Origin of the sequence: Paenibacillus rhizoplanae, assembly GCF_042684125.1 — a bacterium.
GTDB classification, from domain to species: Bacteria; Bacillota; Bacilli; order Paenibacillales; family Paenibacillaceae; genus Paenibacillus_AQ; species Paenibacillus_AQ rhizoplanae.
The window spans coordinates 1-1,028 of the sequence record NZ_JBHUKY010000084.1; the positions used below are offsets into that span (position 1 = coordinate 1).

A 1,028-nucleotide genomic window follows, 5' to 3' on the forward strand; every position below is an offset into this window, starting at 1 on the left:
CTGGCGAGATGGCTGCCGGACGGGAAGCTGGAATACATGGGCCGAATCGACGAGCAGGTGAAAATCCGGGGATACCGGATTGAGGCGGGAGAAATCGTACACCGTCTGCTGCAGCACACGGACGTGAAGGAAGCGGTGGTCATCGCCCGGAAAGACGAGAAGGACGAGTCTTATCTGTGCGCGTATGTGGTGAGCGGCGGGGTATTCGATGCCTCCGAGCTGCGTTCATATTTGAAGCGCAGCCTGCCGGAGTACATGGTGCCGTCGTATCTGGTGGAAGTGGAGCGGATTCCGCTGACGGCCAACGGGAAGGTAGACCGGAAGGCGCTGCCAGAGCCGCAGGGGCTGGTGCAGGCAGGAAACGAATACATCGCACCGCGGAGCGAGACGGAAGCGAAGCTGGCGGCGACTTGGCAGGACGTGCTCCGAATCGAACAAGTGGGAATCCGGGACAACTTCTTCGAACTGGGCGGCGATTCGATCAAAGCGATCCAGATCGTGTCGAGGTTAGGCTCGGAAGGCCTGAAGCTGGCGGTCCGGGATATGTTCACGCATCCGACGATCGAAGAAGTCAGCCGCTATGTTCAGGTCACGACCCAGGCAACGGCCGAAGAAGGGACCGTGGAAGGCGAAGTCGCACTTAGTCCGATCCAGCATTGGTTTTTCGAACAGGATTTCTCGCAAAACCAACACTGGAATCAGGCGATGATGCTGTACCGCGCGGACGGTTTCCGGGAAGCGCTCGTGGAGGAAGTTGCAGTCAAGCTGACGGAGCACCACGATGCGCTGCGGATGGTGTACAAGCAGGCCGCAGGGAAGATCGTGCAGAAGAACCGGGGGACGGAAGACCAAGCGTTCCGCCTGCAGGTCTTCGACGTCTCGGGGGAAGCGGACGTCAGCGCGGCGGTCGAGCGGAAGGCAACGCAGGTCCAGCAGGCGATGAATCTGGAAACCGGCCCGCTGATGCAGCTGGGATTGTTCCGGACAGGCAGCGGCGATCATCTGCTGATTGCGATCCATCACCTTGT

1 protein-coding gene is annotated in these 1,028 nt (G+C 60.1%); it reads left to right on the forward strand.

Annotated elements, in window-relative coordinates; translation table 11 throughout:
• The coding region (locus tag ACFSX3_RS30435) for a condensation domain-containing protein (RefSeq protein WP_379313662.1) at positions 1-1,028 on the forward strand (1,028 nt) is incomplete at both ends.